Genomic DNA, 19,748 nt, shown 5'->3' with positions numbered 1-19,748 from the left:
ATATATTCATAGTTCATACAAAGTACTTAAGAAAATAATAGATGGTAATTGAATTAATCAATTACCATCTACTCATTTTACGGTAAATAATTATTAGTAGTTAATTATTATTGTAATAGTCATCATTTTTATTTTTTTTAGTAAGCTTTTTCATCATCTTAATCTTCAGTGGTAGAGCTATAATAAAAATTACCAAGAAAATTATCCACCAATACCAAGCAAGACCTAAAAACACAGAACCCCTCCTTTCGTTATATGTTGATAGATAGGGCATCTTTTGTTGTTTATGTACTTTTTTCAAATAAAGAATATGATAATCGTGTATGATCTGCATAGGGTCAGAATATTTTGAATTTATAAACCAAAGAATTAAAACTATAACTCTATAATAGCATAATATAGCTTACTAGTCAAAAATTAACAATAACAATTAATAATTTTAATGAAAGTGTTTATTTTATAGAAAATATTTTTAAATAAATGGTGGAAGAGAAAGTTAAAGAATAATTTATGATTACTGTAAATTGCTTTAATAACATATATTCATTAATCAATAAATAATAATAGGGCTAGCATAACATGGAAATTATTATAAAAAACAGTAAAATATGCTTGACTTATATTACGGAAGATAGTACAATTTAGACAAACATATTAAAATACAAATATGTAAAAAATAATAAAAAAATCAAAATTCATACATAATATATCCTATCCTTATAATACTGCTTCTAGTTTTAACAACTATACTATTTTTGTTTTATCAAAAAATATAAATTTAACTATAGTCAAAAAAATCAAAATAAATCAATTATATACAATTCAATTATATTATTTCAAAGATATTATAAATGTTTAATTAAGTTTGTTTTGAGATTCGATATATGCTATTATTTCTAAAATTTGCTTATTTATAATTAGTGGTTCTTAAGCGCTGTAAATGAAATATTGTTCTATCTAGCAGATTAGTTAGAACAAATTGAATGATGATAAATTTTGTTCAATAAATTTAAAAGAAAGGAGAATAAAATATGGTTACTTATGAGAAACCACAAATGCATATTGAAGGCAAAACTGATGCAGCAGGTGCAGCAGGTGCAGTTATAGGTATTATAGCAGCAATTATTATACCTACAGCCTCTGACAAGAGATTAATATCAGAAATGGTTGATGAGTACAAAGAAGTTATTGAAGAATAGTTGTAACTGCATAATCAGCAAAAGTTTAATCTAATCAAGAGAGCATGTTTCACCTAATATATTTAGGTGGAACATGCATGAAAATATAAATAAACGATTAAAAATAAAAAAATATTGATTTAAATAACATTAAAAATAAAATTTATATAAAGGTGGTTTGGATGAAGGACAAAGATAAAAATTGCATATTGATTGTTAATCCAAGAATGATTAGCAGCAGTCAAACGGATAATTTCTACAAATATTTACCACTTGGAATGCTTTATTTGGCTTCATATGCTCAAAAATATGATTATGAAGTAGAAGTGTTAGATTTAAGCATATATAAAAATTGGGTGGACATTTTAAGAAGTAAAGCTAGTAGTAATAAATATCAGATTATAGGTATAAGTGGTACCACACCAACTCATGAAAACATTAAACAGATTGCATCCATTTTCAAAAAATACAATGAATCATGTACTATTATTGCTGGTGGACCTCATGCTACTTTTATAGGACAAGATATATTAAGTAATATGGATGTAGATATTGTTATAAAAGGTGAAGGTGAAATAGCATTTATTAAAGTATTAGATTACCTTATAAAAGGACAAGGATGCCTTGATCAAATTAGTGGAATAGTATATAAACTTAATAATAATATATTTGATACAGGAAAGACGGTTGTGATAAAGAATCTTGATTCCATACCTTTTCCACTATGGAATAAAGTCAACATGAACTATTATACAAAGGAATTTTTCCCCATTATTACAAGTAGAGGTTGTCCAGGCAGATGTATTTTTTGTTCAGCAGGGGCTATGTCTAACGGACAATATAGAAGAAGAAGTAATGATAATATTATTGAGGAAATAAAATGTTTATATCAAAAATATAAAATAGATAGTTTTTTATTCGCAGATAATACGTTTACAGTACAAAGAGAAAATGTGATCAAGTTATGTAAAAGATTTAGAGAATTACCCTTTGAAATAACATGGTACTGTGAATCTAGAATTGATGCGCTCGATGATGAATTAGTGCAGGAAATGATAAAGGGCGGATGTATAGGACTTCAAATTGGTATTGAATCATCCAATCAAGAGATATTGGACACTATAAAGAAAAGGATTGATATTACCAATATAGCAATTCGTCTTAAACATTTATTTGATCAAGGAATGCAATCAGTATTTTGTACGTTTGTTTTAGGTTTACCAGGCGAAACTGAGAAGACTTTAAAAGAAACAGTAAAACTAATGACAGATTTAAAACATATAGGTGTTAATGTATATACATCTTTGTCTACACCTTTTCCAGGAACCTACTTATGTAATCATGCTGAGGAATTGAATATTTTAATAAAACACAAAAAATGGAGCAGGTATTTTTTTAATGAAATAACTTCATTTCCCCAAAATTTAAATGAGAAAACTTTAAGAAAATATTTTGTAAAAGCTGCTCAGTTAACTACATAAAAATAAGATTGTTAATGATTCTATTAAATGAAAGGTTGTGAAATTGTGAAGTTAACAATAAAATCAAAGCCAATACGTTGTCAATTATTATGGAAATATACAGAAGATGACAGAGTATATATTGTTTATAAACCCAATTGTATATCCTTAAATTTAGTTGGAAGTCTAATATGGGAATATTCAAACGGTGATATGTCTATTGAACAACTTGGAGAGTTAGTTTGCGAAGAATTTAAAGTTAATAAAAATAGAGTAGAAGTGATAGATGATGTCCTACGGTTTTGTCAAAATTTATTAGAAAAAGATTTAATTTATGTTGACGAATTTGAGGAGGTGATATAAATGATAGATATATTATTTTTACAGATTCCAGACACAAATACATATAAATTTTCAAATAAAAATCGAGATAGAAAAATGAAGCTGAGGATGTGCCCTTTGGGCTTATTGTATTTGGCATCATATTGTCGTGAAAAAGGATATAATCCATATATTATAGATTTAGGAATTTATCCTAATAGAGAGAAAAGAAAAGAAGCTGTTATAAAATTTATCAAAGAAAACAATCCAAAAGTTATAGGTATTTCATCTTATACTGCAGATTATAATGAATTTCGATATATATCAAGAGTATGTAAGAATACAAGTCCTTCTACTCCTGTTCTATTTGGAGGACCTCATGCAACATTTACCTATAAGGAATCTTTAGAAACTAATCCTATTGATATAGTTATAAGGTTTGAAGGTGAAATAATATTAATAGAAGTATTAGATTACTATCTAAGATCAAAGGGAGATTTAAGTCAAATTGAAGGCATTGCTTACATTGAGGATGGAGATGTTAAAGTTACAAAAAAGAAAAAATTCATACAAAATTTGGACATACTGCCTTATCCAGCAAGAGACTTAATTGACTTAGATAGATATCTATCATCAGGTATAATGCTGTCTAGTCGTGGTTGTATTGGTAGATGTATTTTTTGCACTGCAGCAGCGATGTCAGGTAGTACACAACGTGTTAGGAGTGTAGAAAATATAATAGGTGAAGTCTTAGAGATGTATTATAAATATAAGATTAAACATTTGAATTTTGTAGATGATACATTTACTGTTTATAAAGAGAGAAATATAGAATTTTGCAGAAGATTAAAAGAACTTAATTTAGGAATTACTTTTGATTGTGAATCGAGGGTAGATTGCGTTGACGAAGAACTTCTTAAAGAAATGAAAGCAGCTGGCTGTGTAGGTATTCAATTTGGTGTTGAATCAGGTGACCAATTTGTTTTAAATAAAATAAATAAAGGTATTGATTTAGAACAAGTAAGAAAGGCAGTTAAGTTAGCTAATAAAGTAGGAATTGAACATATATTCTGTGGTTTTATGATTGGTCATCCTGAAGATACAAAAGAATCCATCGAGAGAACTATTGATTTTATGATGGAATTAAAAGCGAAAGGAGTAGCATTAGGTGTATCTATTACAACTCCTTTTCCTGGAACCTATTTATATAAAAATTTACAACGATTAGGTTGTAAATTAATTACTAATGAATGGAGTAATTATACACTTGATCAATGTATATTTGAAACGAAAAACTTAAATCGTAGAGAAATAAAAAAACTGCATGTAAGAGCAGGAGAGATTATATATGACGAACAGTCTTCAAAAAATAGAATTTAATGAGTTTGAGAAGGTGTCTAAGTGAATATTAAAAAATATGATATTCGTGAAGGACTGGGATGGCTTTTTATATTTAAAAACATAATAGAACATATGGTTATTGATAAAGGTTTTATTATACTAATTTTATTACTAATGGATATTGTTTTTATAGTTGTTTTGAAAAAAGTATTACTAATAGTATTAATTTTCTTATTATATTGTATAATGGCTGCAAATCACGAGTATGGACATTATAGAATGGTTAAAAAGCTAAAGATAAGTAATCAAAATGTTAAATTAGTGATAATGAAAAAAAAATATTATATAACTTATACTATTGATATACAAGAGAATATTGATGATGCTGTAGTACTTGTTAGATTCAATGCGATATTTTATGACATTTTATCAGTAATTATAGGAATAGTGTTATATATTGTTAGCCCATTAAAAGTTTTAAGTGGTTTATTTATTATGATAACAATTTTTAATTTTGCAAACTATTTCATATTATCAGAAGGTTCAGATGGATTTATTATATATCAATATGTAAATGAAAAAGGGGTTTATAAGCTATTTGATTTGATAATAAAAAATATTAATTATAAATGGAGTGGTTGACTATGGATATTTTACTAGTTCAAGTTTCAAATGAACAGATCGTAGTAAAAAATAAAGCTGAGATGCCTCCACTGGGATTATTATATTTATATACAAATATAAAAAAACATGGTTACAAAAGTGAAGTACTAGATCTAAATACATGTATTGGTAATATTAAGAGTCATCTAGAGATGCTTATTCAAATAATTAAAAAAAATAAGCCTAAAATAATAGGATTTTCTTCATTTACACTTAATTATTATTCTTTTAAGTATTTTTGCAATAAAATAAAAAAAATATTCCCACAGCTTATAATTTTTTATGGAGGTTGTCATGCTAGCTTTACAATAAATCAATCAATGAAAGAAACATTAGCTGACGTTGTTATAAAAAGAGAAGGAGAAGAAACAATAATAGAACTATTAAAATATTTTATAAATAATGAGGGACAATTGAATGATATAAAGGGAATTGCATATAGAAAAGGAGATGAAATTATTATAACAAAAGAGAGACCTCTCATTAAAGAATTAGATGAAATTCCAATTCCAGATAGGAGTATTTTAAAACCTGATAAGTATAAAATTTTTGGTACAATACTCACTAGTCGTGGATGTATAGGGAAATGTATTTTTTGTTCTGCTGAGGCTATGTCGGGTGGTAAGTATAGAATAAGATCATCTGAAAGTGTTTGTGAAGAAATCGAAATGTTAAATAAAGAATTTGGAGTAAAAGAATTGTCATTTATAGATAATACATTTACTGTATATAGAAAAAGGACAGAAAAAATATGTTCACTATTAAAAAAACTAAATATAAAATGGGATTGTGAATCTCGTATTGATTGTATTAATAAAGATTTATTAAATAAAATGGTAGAATCAGGTTGTCAGGGAATACAGTACGGAATAGAATCTGGAGACGATAGGGTATTAAAAGATATAAAAAAACTATTAACTGTAGAACAAGTATTTAAAGTTGTAAAATTAACACTAGACAGCGGAATAAAAACAGTTTTTTGTGGATTTATTGTTGGTCATCCAACAGATACAAAGGAAAGTATTATGAACACTTTTACACTTGCTAAAAAATTAGTGATGGCTGGTGCATTTGTAGGAGTAAAAATATCTACCCCATTTCCTGGTACACAATTAGAAAAAGAAATTATAAAGAAAAAAATTAAAATGAAAACGAATAATTGGTCTCACTATAATTTAAATCAGCCAATATATGAAACACCTAACATTTCATCAAGGGAACTACATAAATTATACACACGTCAAGTTGAAGAATTAACGACTTTAATGCAGAGTAAACAGTTTTCTTTAGGATAATTAACTTTAAAATAAAGTTGAAAATTAGAACTTTTTAAAATTTCGATATCAAGTTAAAAATGAAATGCTCAATTGAATAAATATATATATTAAGGGAGGAATTTTAATGGATTCACTTTTGGTTAAGGTGCCATACAGAGTTTCAGATAAACCAGTTGTTAGTGGTTTTGATCAAGACACACCTCCGTTAGGAATTTATACTCTTAAAGCATATCTAAAGAAATATGGTTATGATATTAAAGCTTGTCATGTTATAAATAATAAAGATTTATTAGATTTGAAAGAAACTATTAAATTAAAATCACCTAAATTCATTGGACTTTCGGCAACTACTTATGAATTTATACAGGCAATTAATATGGCTAAACTATGTAAAAGTATAAACCCCAAAATTCCTATAATAATAGGCGGACCTCATGTGTCAATAAATTATGAAGAAGCATTAAAATATAAGGAGATTGACATTGTTTCAAGGTATGAAGGTGAAGAAACATTGAAGGAATTATTAGAGAATTATTCCAATGGTGAATTTACAAATCTTGAGAATATTAAAGGTATAGCTTTTAGGAAAAATGATAAAGTTGTTGTAACTCCAAATAGAGAGTATATGGATTTAGATGAAATACCATTAATTGATTATAGTGAAATTAATAGAAATAGGTATAAGCAGCAAGGAGTGCTAATAACAAGCAGAGGGTGTGTAGGTAGATGTATATTTTGTGCAGCTGCTTCAGGTGTATTTGGTAGATTTAGAGAACGTAGTACCCAGAATGTTTTCCAAGATATGTACGAGCTTTATCATAAATATGGTATTTCTCAAATAAATATTTTAGATAATTCCTTTACGGTAAATAAGAAAAGAACACACGATGTGTGTAATCTAATTATTAACAATAATCTTCCTATTCGTTGGAACTGTGAAACTAGAGTTGAAGGTGTTGATAAAGAATTATTAACTTTGATGAAAAAAGCGGGCTGTTACTCAATTCAATATGGTGTTGAAAGTGCAAATGATAAAACATTAGCTAATATACGTAAGGGTACTAATATTAAAACAATAAATTCTTCTATTGAATTAGCATTAGAAGTAGGTATTGAACATATATGTTGTAATTTTATTATTGGTTTACCAGGAGACACAGTACAAACCCTTGAAGAAACATTTGAATATATGAGGAAATTTAAAGCGAGTAAAAGAGTGCATTTATCAGTATCTGTTTTAACTCCTTATCCAGGCACATATGTTTATAATCATGCAGAAGATATTGGTGTTAACATACTAACAAAAGATTGGAAACGGTACAATGGGATGGATGTTGTATGCGAAACAAATGAATTATCTGCAAAAATTATAAGAGAAATTTATTATAAAGCATATAATGAGTTTTATGTTACATCATATAAAGAATATATATAAGCAGTATAACCTTCAGAAAGGATTAAATTCAATGTTATAGAGTTAACTATCCATATATAATTTTCAACAAGGGGGGGATAGTATGAATATTAATTACGATAAGTATTATAATATATTAGCTAATTATAATAAAGATATTAACATTGAATCTAGAATTGAATCAACTATAGAAGTAAATGTAAATCAACAAATAGGAAATGGTGGGAAAGAGGATATAAGGCAAGTTTTCCATCATTGTTATTCGGGATGGTATCTAGGGGATATGAATGGAGAACACTATTATTCTTCTACCATATTTAATGAAAAACAAAGTCTTGAAGAATACAAAGAAAGATTATTAAGTTTCGAAAAAAAGCCAATAAATCATATATATAACCCTCAAGTATCAAGTCTTTTTAGTGATAAGAGTGAAATGGAGGATTCTATAGAACAATCAAAAATTATAATAAATGAAATTAATAAAGGTTTAGAAAAATTGTTAAAAGAGGATTTTAAAATTAAAATATGGATAGATTTATTAGTAAAAAGAACAAAAAAATATTATTTTAATAATTTAGGGTGTTGTATTGCACTTGATGATGATGAACTTATATATATTGAGTTAGCTATTAAAGGTGGCAGACAAAACATTAATGATACATTATTGCTAAGTAAACAGAATCTATCGCTTATTCATGAAATAAGATTATGGTTAGCAATGGTTATAAAATTATATAATAGCAAGTTTCTTGGATTGAAGAAAAAAAAATATCCCATTCTAATGTCAAGTACTGCTACTGGAATGATTGCTCACGAAATTTTCGGACATAATTATGAAAAAGATTGGGGTAATGGTGTCGCAGTAAATAATAATTTGAATAAACTAGAATGGCTTAACGTTGTTGATGATCCATATTTAAGCGGGAATGTTCTTTATTATTATGATGATAGTGGAATAAAAAGCAGTCAAACAGTTATCATTGAGAATGGTAATGAGAAAAATTATTTAAATACAAATATAGAGAAAGGTTTTATAACGAGTAATAGTAGAGCGCAAGATTACCGTTATCCTCCTATTACTCGTATGAGTAATACATATATTAAAGCTGGTCATTATAAAGAGTATGATTTAGATAAAAATATAGGTGAATGTATAATAATTGAAAAACTATATAACAATATTAGGCTTTATAATAATAACTTATACTTGCCTATAAGATTAGCTAAAAAGATAATGAATAACGGTGAAGAGAAATATATTAAAGATACTATGATGAAAATAACAGAAAAACCTTTATCTATGGCGAAATTAGGAAATGAAGTTAAGATAAAGTTATTATGGTGTAGTAAAAATGGGCAGGAAGTTGTAGTCGGTGCAGGAGGTCCAAGAATATATTTTGATTATGGGGTGATATTATAAATGCAAAAATATTTTGAAGAAATAATTGCAAAAATAGATACAAAATTGTTTGTTCAGTTTGATATAACTTATAGTATCAGCAAATACATTAAGATAGATAAAAAAATGAATAGCATTAATAGTTGTAATTGTCAAGAAAGCGGTTTTAGTATTAGAGTATTAGATAAAAATAATAGATACGCACAAGTAAGCTTGTCTAGAGAATCTGACATTGAAAACTTACCTCAGCTATTAAATAGAGCATTAATCCAAGCATCAAAATACGAACATAAGCAATTGTATTGTAATAATAAAATAATCGAGAGCGTTAGGGGTATATACAATAAAGGATTAGAACATGTAACAAAAAATACTCATATAAATATATTTAATGAAATAACAGATAAAATATCTAAAACATCGGTAATAATCAAAAATGCAAGTTATATTTATTCTTTTCAGCAGATATGGTACTTTAATCCCATATGTCAATTAAAAAGTTATAAAAGTAATGGTATTTCATTAAATATGGTTTTAGGTATAAAAGGCTATAAATCAAATGAAGAGAGTATATTTATTTTTCAGGATCATTATATGGATATATCAGAATTAGATCCAAATAAAGTATATAATAAAATTTATTATTATGTTGAACCATACATTAAGTTGAAGTCTGTGATATTAAAAGAAGAAAAATGTGATGTAGTTTTTTCACCACTCTTTTTTTATTACATATTTAATAAATACTATATTAATAGCTTTTATCATAATAAAGAAGTTACATATCATATGAGCAATAAGATTAATTTGATTGATGATGGTAAAATGGATGGTGGATTTAGATCTAAACTATTTGATGCTGAGGGAAATACTACAAAGTCAACTATTTTAGTTAAAAATGGTGCTAAGGTTGGTAGCTTAGTACCAATGATACAAGCTGTAAAATACGAATTAATACCTACGGGAAATATGATAAAAAAAAATTATTGGGGCAAACCAAAACTAAGTTTTAACAATTTAATATTTAATATAGAAGATAAATTGAATAGTTACAATAACTATGTTTATATAAATACGTCTGGTACTGGTGAATATACGAATACCTTTTTATCGACATTTAATATATTGATAAGGAATGGTGAAAGAATACCTCTTAAGCCATTTTATTTTAAAATAAATTTTAATGAACTATTCAGTGATATAGCTGCTTTAAAAGATGAAAATATGGTTGATGGTATGTATTTTCCAAGTATTATTTTTAAAAATATAAAGATAGTAAATAGAGGTAAATTGTAGTGGTGTTAATTAAGAAGAAAAGGGGTTAATATGGTAGAAAATATGTTTATTAAACATGAAAAATATAGGGAAGGAGCTCCCTATGTTATTTTATTACATGGATTATTAGGATCATATAAATGCTGGGATGCATTAAGTAAACACCTAGAAGATAAATATACTATAATAAATTGCAGATTATTTGGGCATGAAGGTAACTATGAAATAATAGATAAAAATAGTATGCTTATAAAAGAGTATGCGAAAATTCTTAAAACATACTTAGAAGATCATAATATAGATGAAGTAAATGTAATTGGTCATAGCCTAGGAGGTTTAATAGGATTGCAGCTTGCTAAAACAACTGATTTTGTTAGCAAAATGATACTTGTAAATGTAGCAACTAAACAGAAAGCAGTTAAAGAAAGTTATAAATTAAAATTGACTAGAGTTATTGAAAAACAACCAGAAGCTTTTATTAAAAGTCATTTAAAAAAAATGTTTATAAATAGAACTTTGTATAAAGAATACTTTAACAAATTAATAATAAATGAAGAAGCATATAAAAATTATGTTTTAGATATCATCAATGATGATTATAGTGATTTTGTTACTTATATAAATAAGAAAAATGTTTATGTGGTCTTATCAGGTAAAATTTTTGCAAAGCGAAGAAGAAAGATTAATAAAATATTAGAAAAATATGGATACAATGTATTAGATTCTTCTCATATAAAAATGTTTAATAATGAAGGTTCTTTTGTAATGCAAGAGAATGCAGAATATTTTAATGATTATATAAAAAAAATTTTAGAAGGCAGTTAAAAAAAATAAATACATGAAATCCAGCTATTTTACAAAAGTTAGTTGATGCGTTAGAGCGATGTAAAAAATATAAAAGTAATAAAAAATAAGAACATAGATAAAAACTAAAAGGAGGAATTTGATGGATTATATAGAATTTTTAACAAAAAGAATTCCTTTTATTTATACAACAAAAGGGATTATAGAAACTGAAAAATTAATTCAAATTAATGAAAAATATAATTTAGGTAGTTTCCATGAATATAATGCTCCAATCAATGTAACTTTAGAGTTATTAGCTCGTTGTAATCAAAAATGTATCCACTGCTATAATAATTCAGGCAGACAATCAAATATAAATGAGCTTACTATTGAAGAATGGAAAAATGTTTGCAGGCAGATAGGGGAAATGAATGTATTTAGTTGCGTGTTATCAGGAGGAGAGCCAACTCTCTTAGGAGATGCTTTATTTGATATTTTAGATGTACTTGATAAATATGATATAGCGTTAGGTATGAATACTAATGGTTATTTGATTAACGAACAGTTAGTAAAAAAATTCAAAAATTATAATTTTGAATGGGTGCAAGTAAGCATTGATGGTGCAAGTGAAGAAGTTCATAATAAGATACGAGGGGTAGATTGTTGGGAACACGCGTTAAGAGCAGCAGATATTATTAAACGTTCAGGTATACCTTTAGTAATTTCACATGTAATAAATCATATTAACTATTTAGAATTAGAAGAAATAATAGATTTAAGCTACATTTTAGGTGCAAAAAAGATAGTATTATCAGTGTTTGAACTAGCTGGACGAGCTAAAGATAGAATTGTTGACCTACAATTATCAGATGAACAATGTCGTGAAATATATTCTATACTAAAACATAAATACATCGAATATAGGGGTAAAATGGAAGTTCAAGTACTTCCAGAAAGTATACTAGCTCAAAAGCTACAACTAGGTAAGGTTAATGATATATTAGTTATAAGACCGGATGGCAATATCAAATTTAATTGTTTTACTCCATATGTAATAGGAAACATTAGAGAGAATGCAATAAAATATTATTGGAATAAAAATGGAAAGAACATATGGTACAATGGTGAAATAAAACGATATGTTGAAGAACGGATAGATGAATTTATTACAGGAAATTCGAACCAATCAATAGTTGAAGATAAAAGAATTTGTGTATTTTAAAAGGAGGATAATATGGATAAAAAAATATATGATATTCTATCCAATAGAATTCCTGAACCATTACGGTTTAAGATTAGAAAAGAAGGACAATATTATCTTGTAAAGCCTTTAAGAAAAAGTTGTATCATATCGTTAAATGAGCTTGCTGCATATATTTTAATGAAGATTGATGGTCGAACTACAACTGCTACTATATTACGCAAAGTAAATAATAAGTATAAAGGAGTAGATGAAGAAAAAATAAACATGGATGTTTTTGTTAGTCTAAGAGAATTAGAAATAAATCACTTAATAAATTTTACAAATATATAAATTTATACTGATAAAATATTCACAAATAGAATATACAATATTATAGATAGTGTTACTTATTAATGGATAGATAATATTTTGTTTAAAAAACATAAGAAACTAAATGTCTATTAAGTTTAAAAAAAGGAGGGTTAAAATGATAAAAGTCAAAGGTTTAAACTTTAGTTACAAAAAAGGTATACCTATACTAAAAGATATTAATTTTTCTGTTGAAAAGGGAGAAATTTTTGGTTTTTTAGGACCAAATGGCTCTGGTAAATCTACTACACAAAAAATTTTAACTGGGTTGTTAAATCATCATAAGGGAGAAGTAAAAATAGCAGGAAAAGAGATAAAGAATCATGGTGTAGAAATTTATAATGATATAGGAGTTCTGTTTGAATTACCTTATTTATATAATTCTTTAAGTGCAGTTGATAATTTAAAATACTTTGGAAGCTTTTATCCTAAAGAGCAGCTAAGAGATATTGATGAAGTGCTTGAATTGGTTAATTTAAAGAAAGAATACCGAAGAAAAGCCGTTAAAAGGTATTCAAAGGGAATGCGTCAAAGAGCTAGCTTTGCTCGTGTGTTGATGAGTAATCCTAAAATTTTATTTTTAGACGAACCTATCAGTGGATTAGATCCTGCGGGTGCAATACTTATTAAAAAGATAATTAAAGAAGAACGGGAAAAAGGCACAACTATATTTATTACAACACATAATATGTATGTTGCAGATGAATTATGTGATAAAGTTGCATTTATTATTGATGGAGACATTAAAGCAATGGATGCACCTAAAATATTAAAAAACAGCGAAGGTCAAAACCTCGTGGATGTAGAATATGAATTAAATGGTATTAGTAAGCAAATAACACTGAATACAAAAGAAATATTAAATGGCTTTCCATTTAAATATGATATTATTAAAGGAATACATACAAAAGAACTATCTATGGAGGATGTGTTTATTAAAGTTACAGGTAGGGGGCTGAAGTAACATGTTAAAACAGTTTACTGTACTGCTTAAAAAAGATGTCCAGCTAGTTATACGGCATAAGTTCATATTGATTATGATTGCATCCATTATTGTTTACTCTCTCTACATTAATTTTGTTTATATAAGTAAAGGAGGAGATACTACTAACACATATGTTTTACTTGAAAATCAGTATCAGATGGTTGTATCAGAAAATGAGAAATTGACTATTGTTAAAAGTGAAGAAGCTTTGTATGATGCGCTAAAGACAGATACAGATGGAGTTGGCATAAGGGTAAATGAGTCAGGCAATCCGTATAGTATACTTTTATATCATGTAAGTGACAAATCTGATAAAAATAAAGCTTTGTATAGTTTAAATAAATTAATGGCTAATTATGATAGTGAAGTTCCTATTACATACCTAGAGAAGGGAAATTTAGAACTGAAGCAGCGTTCTACCATGACAAGTGTAATAGTATTTTTTGAGATAACTGCTATTAGTTTTCTAGGTGTTGCTTCCTTATTCTTTAAAGAAAAATCCATGGGTGTAATTAAAGTTTATGGTATTTTACCCGGATCTAAATTATTATATATTGCTTCAAAGGTATTACTATTTCTTTTCCTTGAGATAATTTTTGTAGTAACAATGTGTTTTATTAATATTGGAGTAGAATATTCTCTAAGCATTTTACCTGAAATAATATTACAAGTTATATTACTGTCACCAATAATGGTAATGTTAGGCTTTCTATTTTCTGTGATATATAACAATTTTAAACAATTTATTTTTGCCTATACTGTAATTGTTGTATTGGTAACGTCACCGGTATTCTTATTTGTAACATCATCATTAGATTGGAAAGGGATTTATATTTTACCAACCTATTATGCTTTTTCAGCTTTGTATAATGTTTTTATGAAAAAGCCAGATTCAATCTTATCATATGCTCTTATTTGTATGATAGTAATCTTGGGGCTGACAATCATTAATTATAGATTAATGAAAAGGGAAATTGAAAGGGGTTAAAACTATGCTTACTGGATTAAATATACAATTTAAAATTTTATCTAAGGATAAAATGGTATGGGTATCTGCGCTTTTTCCTATTATACTAGCTATTTGTATTCGCTTGTTTGCAGGAGATGTGGTTATTGAACAATCTATAGGTTATGTTGAAGGTCAGCTGTCATCACAACAAATTATGTCTCTTAATCAGTTTTGTGTACTGCAGTCTTTTAAAGATAGGGATACTTTAGAAATGTATATATTGAGTCCGAATAGTGATAATATTGGAATTTTATACAATAAACAAACTGATAATTATGATTTTTTACTACAGGGCAATGAGTTGGCAGTAGAATCTGAACAACTTGCTTCACTTCACAATTATTTAAAAGACAGTAGTTCATTTGATGCATTATATTTAGAAGCGATGACTAATGATAAAGATTACTTAACTACATTGTTAGTAACAATTACAGTATTAATGGGATTATTTTTAGGATCAGTATTCAATGCATTTAATATTGTTGATGAGAAAGAAGATGGTATTGACATTGTTAATCAAATTCTTCCAATGTCCCATATAACTTACATCATTCAAAAAAGCATTATTGGGTTTATTGGTTCTTTTATACTTGGTTTTATTACCCTTATTATTGTAATAGGTGTAAATATACCAATAGTACAAACGATAATTTTATTGTTGTTGGGAAGTGTTATGTCAACGCTTGTAGGTCTGTATTTAGGTCATTACTCTAGTGATCAAATGGTTGTCATTATCATGACAAAGGTTGTACTTTTAATATTTACTTTTGTACCTTTTATAGGTTTCTTTATACCAAATGATTTAGGTTGGGTAAAAAATCTTTTTTATATTGTACCAAGTTACGCAGTATTTAATGGTATATGGGCTTTAGTGGAAAGCCAAGATACAGGAATTATGATGATTAACAGTCTTTTTGTTTTATTGTACAGTGTTTTTGCATCAGTTATTTATTGGCGTATTAGAAGGAATAAAATATTAAACTAAATTTGTACCATAGAAATATTTAATTTTAAAATTTGTTTTTAACATATTAGAAGTATAAATACTTGCCATAAAAATATGATAAAATGCACTTTTTCTTACGTCAATTTATTTTATATTGACTAGAAAAAGTGCATTTTTATTTTCTACCAGCTATTTTATCCTATTATCTTCCAAGGTTTTTCCCAAGGATAGTCTGTTTTTTTATCAGGTATATCACCCTTAGTATACCATTTTGCTTCATATAAAACACCTCTATATACTACCTTTTCTCCAGCTACATAAGCTCTATTAGGATTCCATCTATTGATAGCTTCACTAGGTTGTTTATTAGAGTCTTCACGAGCTAGAAATTCACTAGTATCATTATAAGCATTAAATGTTTCGCTAAATTCATAATCCTTTTGCTCGATACCACTACAAGAATTAGAAATTTTGTTACTTGGACCATTTGGACAAGGTTTATCTCTATTAAGTGACCACATAGATATCATTCCTATTTCCTTTTGATTAGCAAAATCTAGAGTTTGTTTAGCATCTTCTAAATTAAATACCTCAGTTGTTACATCATTTTCTCCAATCATAGGTGTCATACCTACCATATTCCAAATTTGCTTATCTGATTTACTCAAATTGTTATCTGAATAAATCTGTTTAAGTTGATTGAACAAACTATTTATTGCCTGTATTGAATATTGCCCCATTTTATTCTCAGGATTAGGTGCAGCAGAAGCACCAAAGTTCATTGTCTTGACATTAATACCTCTAATCATCAAATCTTCATCTAGTGTGTATTGAATTATTTTTAATCCATCATCTGTTAATCCTGTAGGAAGTATAGGAAGAGTAAACCAAATTTGAAGGTTATATCTTTCGGAAAATAAAGAGTTCTGCAATAATTTTAAAGCTCTAATATTCCTTTTTATTGATGCAGTGTCTTTTAACCATTTTCCTTGTAAGTCTATATTTATTCTACTAAGTCTATATGCTTTAACAAAGTTTTCATATTGTTTTTTGAGTGATTTAACATCTGGAGCGGTAACATGTAAAGGTGTATTAGCAGGTCCACCAAAGGACACTAAAACATCTCCACCCATTTCTCTGATTTTTTTAATTTGGCCTATTATAGGATTGTCATCAACAGGATAAATTATTCCCCAAGTAGGTTTAAATACAGTATCACTTTCAGATACAATATAGCCTAGATTGTAATATGGTATATTAGTTATTTTAGCATCATTAGCGAATTTTATTGGTAATGTTTCATCAACAGAAGGAGCAAAGCATTTTTTAGGCCATCTTTTTCCTCTTCCGACTTCTATATTTGAATAGTCAGGATAAACTACCTTGTTTGATGAAATATTATCATTCAAAGATGGTTTAGTACGTACAGCTTCATCTATTTCATTTTCATTAGTCAATTTTGTTTTTTCATCATATGCTGCTTGATTCCCCTCTAAATAAAATCCATTTTGATTCCACTCATTTCTTTGGTTATATGTCATAAAATTAAGCATTGGATTAAAGTTTAAAGGAATATATGTGAAATAAGGGTTATACATTGGGCACATTAAATATCTACTATAAGGCATATATGGAATTATACAACAATAGTAATACAATAAAAAAACCTCCTAAGCAAAATATCTTATACTATCAATATATCCTTTATAAAATGTAAAGGTTACAAATAGTTAAATTGCTTAGGAGCATAATTTAATTTTTAAAGCTGTGTATAGGAGCAGGTATTCTGCCACCTCTGTTTACAAAAGCATCGCTAGAAAACTTACTTACTGACATAATAGGAGCATTACCTAGAAGTCCACCAAAATTAACGCTATCACCTAAGGATTTACCGTATACTGGAATAATTCTAACAGCAGTTGTTTTATTGTTAATAACTCCTATAGCAGCTTCATCAGCTATGATAGCAGATATAGTTGACGCCTTAGTATCACCAGGGATAGCAATCATATCTAGACCAACTGAGCAAACACATGTCATAGCTTCAAGTTTTTCTATGTTTAATGCTCCCTTAGTTACAGCTTCTATCATACCTTCATCTTCGCTTACAGGTATAAAAGCACCGCTCAATCCGCCTACATTCGATGAAGACATTACACCACCTTTTTTAACAGCATCATTTAACATAGCCAATGCAGCAGTTGTTCCATGAGCTCCACAATGCTCTAGACCTATTTCTTCTAATATTCGTGCTACGCTATCACCGACAGCAGGAGTAGGGGCTAAGGACAAATCTACAATACCAAATGGTACATTAAGACGTTTAGAAGCTTCTCTACCGACTAATTGTCCCATTCTTGTAATCTTAAATGCTGTTTGCTTAATAGTTTCTGCAACAACCTCAAAGCTTTCACCTTTAACTTTTTCTAGAGCTGATTTTATTACACCAGGTCCGCTGATTCCAACATTTATAACACTATCGCCTTCACCAACTCCATGAAAGGCTCCAGCCATAAATGGATTATCTTCAACAGCATTAGCAAAAACTACGAGTTTTGCACATCCTATACTGCCATTATCTCTTGTTAGGTAAGCTGTATCTTTTATAACTTGACCCATTTGTTTAACAGCATCCATATTTATTCCTACTTTTGAGTTTCCAACGTTTACTGATGAACATACTTTTTTTGTTTCATATAAAGACTGTGCAATTGAATCAATAAGTATCGTGTCTCCCTTTGAGTAACCTTTGTGTACCAATGCTGAAAAACCCCCTATAAAGTCTATACCAGTTTCTATAGCTGCTTTATCTAAGGTTTTTGCAAATGCAACATAATCAGTATCTGATGATGCTTGGGCAATCAGTGATATAGGTGTTACAGATATTCTTTTATTTATTATAGGTACTCCATATTCTTTTTCTATGTCATTACCTATTTTAACAAGATTTTGAGCGTATTTAGTAATCTTGTCATATATATTAGCTCTAGCAATTTCACCATTATGATGGCAGCAGTCTAATAGTGATATTCCCATTGTAATTGTTCTTATATCCAATTTTTCTTTTTCAATCATATTAATGGTTTCTAATATATTTCTAGTATTCATGTTAACACTCCTAACTACGATATTTTATGCATAGAATTGAACAAATCTTCTCTTTGAATTTTAATAGTAACGCCAATAGAACTTTGATTATTCTTTAATATTTCAGATATTTCTTGAAAGTCAACATCCATTTTTTCTAAGTCTACAATCATAATCATAGTAAAATAATCTTTCAGTATTGTCTGACTTATATCTAAAATATTAATATTATGCTCCGCTAATAATTTAGATGTTTTTGATATAATACCTACATTGTCCTTTCCTATAACAGTTACAATTGCTTTCATATTTAATTCCTCCTAAGTATAAGTTTGAACCTTTGTCTTTAATAAACTAGGTATAATTAATGATATTAATCCTTTGAAGAAAAAAAAGACTATACATGATAGTCTCTGGAAAATAGGAAATAAAACATAAGTATATGTACTTAATGCCTTATATTTCCCCTGTCCTTTTACCTGAGAGTTTCACCATAAATGGTTTTCCCCTTCGGTGCTCATTTGAGTCTCTCCAGAGGTTCGTCTAATATCGGTTAAATAAAAATTTTCCCAATATTTTCATCCGAAATATTCATTTTGTAGTAATTCTAACATATAAGCATATGATATTCAATATTTTTTCTAAACATAAAGGAAATTGCAACTTATTTACAGTTTAAAATAGATTATAAAAAATCAAAAGATGCTGTATAATAGAAAAGAAATAAATTATATTATATTAAACCCAGATTATTCATAGAAAATTAAATACTATGAGCAGAGAACTAAAATCTATGATTTTATGTGAATCGCTTACTCATTCTTTGAATGAGTTTCATTAATAAAGTTATTCTGTTTATAACAAGGCGCAAGATGTCCCTCACCTCTATAGGTAGCGGGTATCGATTATATTTAACAGGCAGTGCACAATCTTGCGCCTTGTTGAAACGGTGTGTTGCAATTACTACGTAATTGCTTTCGTTGTTATAAGATATCCATTAAATTCTTGACATACCAACTCGGTATGCCTTCGAATTCACTGAAATTTTCTAATTC

Annotated in this window: 19 protein-coding genes and 1 riboswitch; of the genes, 15 read left to right on the top strand and 4 right to left on the bottom strand. The window is 27.8% G+C overall.

Features of this window, described 5'->3' with window-relative positions:
- Positions 1-100 precede the first annotated feature (100 nt).
- Positions 101-235, bottom strand: a complete 135-nt coding sequence (locus AYC61_RS22010; protein WP_275935229.1) for a hypothetical protein — start codon at positions 233-235, stop codon at positions 101-103.
- Between the two features lie 796 nt (positions 236-1,031).
- Between AYC61_RS22010 and AYC61_RS21225 the strand changes: the two genes are divergently transcribed.
- From AYC61_RS21225 to AYC61_RS09310, 15 genes are all read left to right on the top strand, one after another.
- Positions 1,032-1,199: a hypothetical protein gene (locus AYC61_RS21225; protein WP_156456414.1), complete on the top strand. Its 168-nt coding sequence runs from the start codon at positions 1,032-1,034 to the stop codon at positions 1,197-1,199.
- Between the two features lie 161 nt (positions 1,200-1,360).
- Positions 1,361-2,659 carry a B12-binding domain-containing radical SAM protein gene (locus AYC61_RS09375; protein WP_066500559.1) on the top strand — a complete coding sequence of 433 codons (1,299 nt, stop codon included), beginning with the start codon at positions 1,361-1,363 and terminating at the stop codon, positions 2,657-2,659.
- A 45-nt stretch (positions 2,660-2,704) separates the two neighbouring features.
- Positions 2,705-3,001, top strand: a complete 297-nt coding sequence (locus AYC61_RS09370) for a PqqD family protein (RefSeq protein WP_066500556.1) — start codon at positions 2,705-2,707, stop codon at positions 2,999-3,001.
- Positions 3,002-4,339: a B12-binding domain-containing radical SAM protein gene (locus AYC61_RS09365; RefSeq protein WP_066500554.1), complete on the top strand. Its 1,338-nt coding sequence runs from the start codon at positions 3,002-3,004 to the stop codon at positions 4,337-4,339.
- Positions 4,340-4,360: 21 nt separating this feature from the next.
- Positions 4,361-4,942 carry a hypothetical protein gene (locus AYC61_RS09360; protein ID WP_066500547.1) on the top strand — a complete coding sequence of 194 codons (582 nt, stop codon included), beginning with the start codon at positions 4,361-4,363 and terminating at the stop codon, positions 4,940-4,942.
- A gap of 2 nt (positions 4,943-4,944) precedes the next feature.
- On the top strand, positions 4,945-6,258 hold the full coding sequence (locus AYC61_RS09355; RefSeq protein WP_066500540.1) for a B12-binding domain-containing radical SAM protein: 1,314 nt from the start codon (positions 4,945-4,947) through the stop codon (positions 6,256-6,258).
- A gap of 106 nt (positions 6,259-6,364) precedes the next feature.
- Positions 6,365-7,675: a B12-binding domain-containing radical SAM protein gene (locus AYC61_RS09350; protein WP_066500537.1), complete on the top strand. Its 1,311-nt coding sequence runs from the start codon at positions 6,365-6,367 to the stop codon at positions 7,673-7,675.
- An 82-nt stretch (positions 7,676-7,757) separates the two neighbouring features.
- Positions 7,758-9,074, top strand: coding sequence for a metallopeptidase TldD-related protein (locus AYC61_RS09345; protein WP_066500534.1), 1,317 nt, complete (start codon positions 7,758-7,760; stop codon positions 9,072-9,074).
- Positions 9,075-10,349, top strand: a complete 1,275-nt coding sequence (locus tag AYC61_RS09340) for a metallopeptidase TldD-related protein (RefSeq protein WP_066500531.1) — start codon at positions 9,075-9,077, stop codon at positions 10,347-10,349.
- Positions 10,350-10,379: 30 nt separating this feature from the next.
- Entirely contained in the window at positions 10,380-11,153 is a 774-nt protein-coding gene (locus AYC61_RS09335) for an alpha/beta fold hydrolase (protein WP_066500528.1), read from the top strand.
- Positions 11,154-11,274: 121 nt separating this feature from the next.
- Positions 11,275-12,336, top strand: a complete 1,062-nt coding sequence (locus AYC61_RS09330; RefSeq protein ID WP_066500524.1) for a radical SAM protein — start codon at positions 11,275-11,277, stop codon at positions 12,334-12,336.
- A 12-nt stretch (positions 12,337-12,348) separates the two neighbouring features.
- Positions 12,349-12,648 (top strand): PqqD family protein, encoded by a 300-nt coding sequence (locus AYC61_RS09325; RefSeq protein WP_066500522.1) that lies wholly within the window; start codon positions 12,349-12,351, stop codon positions 12,646-12,648.
- A 136-nt stretch (positions 12,649-12,784) separates the two neighbouring features.
- Positions 12,785-13,630, top strand: coding sequence for an ABC transporter ATP-binding protein (locus AYC61_RS09320; protein WP_066500519.1), 846 nt, complete (start codon positions 12,785-12,787; stop codon positions 13,628-13,630).
- Between the two features lies 1 nt (position 13,631).
- Positions 13,632-14,639, top strand: coding sequence for an ABC transporter permease (locus AYC61_RS09315; RefSeq protein ID WP_066500518.1), 1,008 nt, complete (start codon positions 13,632-13,634; stop codon positions 14,637-14,639).
- Positions 14,640-14,643: 4 nt separating this feature from the next.
- Positions 14,644-15,645 carry an ABC transporter permease gene (locus tag AYC61_RS09310; protein ID WP_066500517.1) on the top strand — a complete coding sequence of 334 codons (1,002 nt, stop codon included), beginning with the start codon at positions 14,644-14,646 and terminating at the stop codon, positions 15,643-15,645.
- Positions 15,646-15,800: 155 nt separating this feature from the next.
- Here the strand turns inward: AYC61_RS09310 and AYC61_RS09305 are convergent, their stop codons facing one another.
- From AYC61_RS09305 to AYC61_RS09295, 3 genes are all read right to left on the bottom strand, one after another.
- A complete protein-coding gene (locus AYC61_RS09305; protein WP_066500512.1) occupies positions 15,801-17,264 on the bottom strand; it encodes a chitinase in 1,464 nt (487 codons plus the stop codon).
- 94 nt (positions 17,265-17,358) lie between these two features.
- A complete protein-coding gene (locus AYC61_RS09300; protein WP_066500506.1) occupies positions 17,359-18,714 on the bottom strand; it encodes a PFL family protein in 1,356 nt (451 codons plus the stop codon).
- 14 nt (positions 18,715-18,728) lie between these two features.
- Positions 18,729-19,001 carry an ACT domain-containing protein gene (locus AYC61_RS09295; protein WP_066500498.1) on the bottom strand — a complete coding sequence of 91 codons (273 nt, stop codon included), beginning with the start codon at positions 18,999-19,001 and terminating at the stop codon, positions 18,729-18,731.
- Between the two features lie 149 nt (positions 19,002-19,150).
- Positions 19,151-19,238: riboswitch (glycine riboswitch) on the bottom strand.
- Positions 19,239-19,748 lie beyond the last annotated feature (510 nt).

The sequence above is a fragment of the Abyssisolibacter fermentans genome (assembly GCF_001559865.1).
GTDB lineage: Bacteria > Bacillota > Clostridia > Tissierellales > MCWD3 > Abyssisolibacter > Abyssisolibacter fermentans.
This window is presented reverse-complemented; position numbering and strand designations above follow the sequence as displayed.